Annotated in this window: 1 pseudogene; it reads right to left on the reverse strand. The window is 76.8% G+C overall.

The features are described 5' to 3' along the window. Positions 1-1712: pseudogene (locus GTW43_RS04685) on the reverse strand (hypothetical protein); the annotation flags it as partial. Positions 1713-1791: the final 79 nt, after the last annotated feature.

Genomic DNA, 1791 nt, shown 5'->3' on the forward strand with positions numbered 1-1791 from the left:
TGGCGCAGCCAGTCCTGGAGTTCCTCGACGCCGGCGGCCCGGCGTCCCGTGGCCCGGGCCAGGGCGAGGACGAGGCCGTACTCCCGCTTGGCGGCGTCGCTCTCGATCCGGGGCCGCAGCACCGCGTACACGTCGCGTTCCTGGCCGCGCCGCAGCGTGCGGTCGAGGCGACCGAGGTCCCGTCCGCCGCTGTGGCCGTGCAGGGCCGTGAGGGCGTCGAGCGCCCAGGTGGCGTGCTCGGTTCCGGGCCCTGCGGCGTGCTCGCGCAGAATGCCGAGCGCGAGACGGGACACGGCACCGCTGGTGGGGTACGAGCGGTCGCGTGCCTGGAGCGCGTCGGTGACCAGACGGTCGAGGTGCGGCAGCGCGGCGGGCTCCCACAGACGCGGGTGCACGTCGTCGGCGAGGGCGCGCAGGGCGGCGCCGCGCACCAGGTCCTGTTCGTTGCGCAGCCGCCCGGCGAGTTCCTCGGCGAGGGCGGTCGTCGCGGCGGGGTCCCCGGTGCGGGCGGTGTGGCGCACGGAGAGCGGCCAGACCGCGGCGCGTTCCTCGGCGCGCGGCCGACGCGTGGCGGCGCTCAGCGCCTCCTGTGCTTCTGCGGTCGGCAGGTAGGACTCGGCGGTGAGAACGGTGAGCCAGTCGTCGCCCCTCTGGCGTGCTGTGCGGGCGGCGTGCCGCGCGACGGTGGCGACGTGCCGGTGGGGCAGGGCGTCGAGCACGGCGGTGTGGACACCCTCGTGGTCGGCCCCTCGCCCGGCCGTGGCGGTCTCGTACGTGGCCCAACGGTCGGCCGGCGCCTGGGCGTTCAGGAGGGCGGCGAGGTCGTCCGGGTGCGCCGCGAGGGTGCGGGCCCAGTCGGCGAGTTCCGGTGCGCCGGAGCGGGCCAGGGTGCGCAGCGCGGAGGGGCTCAGCTGTCGTGGCCCGGGCAGCGACCGGCGCCACGGGCCCGCGTACCAGCGCAGGACGCGCGCCGGGTCGGCCTGGGCGAGGACGGCGAGGCAGGAGCCGATCCGGTACGGCAACCGGTCGGCCGGGTAGGTGTCGAGCAGCCCGAGCACGCGCCGCGGGTGGGCCGGGGCGAGGGCCGTCAGCATGCGGGCGTGGTGCTCGCACCACCGAGTGCGGGCCGTGGGCGGCAGGGCGGCGAGTGCCCGCTCCGCGACGTCCAGCAGGGTCTCGGGGTGTCGCCGGGCCAGTCCCGACCAGCCGCGCACCGCGTGGAACACCTGCGGCAGCAGTCGCGCCACGACGTCGGGCGAGCAGCCGGGCAGCAGCTTGGCCGCTTCGGTGTCGCCCCACTGGTCGCGCACCGTGTCGACGAGGCGGTCGGCGAGCGCGGGGCGCCGCCCGCGTGCGAGATGGCGCAGAATCCCGGCACGCACCACGGCGGGCGCGTCGTGCAACGCGGTCTCGAACGCGGCGTCCGGTACGGGCAGCCCCTGGGCGGCGCGCAGCGCGTGCCCGCGCACGAACGAGTCGGGATCGGCCAGGTGGGACGCGACCCAGCCGGTGTCCCGGCCGACGCACGCGAGCAAGGCGCCGGTCCCCCGCTCGTACGCGCCGCGTCCGTCCAGCTCTCTGATCAGGGCGGCCAGTTCACCGGTCCCGGCCAGCTCCCGCGCCGTGCGGGCGATCTCGCGGACGCGTTGCGGATAGGCAAGGGGGTCGAGTCGGTCGAGGAACGGTGCGGCGGTCACACGGGCGTCGGACATGGGACGAGTGTGCCTGCCGCCACCGGCCGGGCCCAACGAATATCGCCCCGCCCGCTCAGTGGGTTCTCCCGCTGAGCTG

The sequence above is a fragment of the Streptomyces sp. SID5785 genome (assembly GCF_009870065.1).
Classification (GTDB): Bacteria; Actinomycetota; Actinomycetes; order Streptomycetales; family Streptomycetaceae; genus Streptomyces.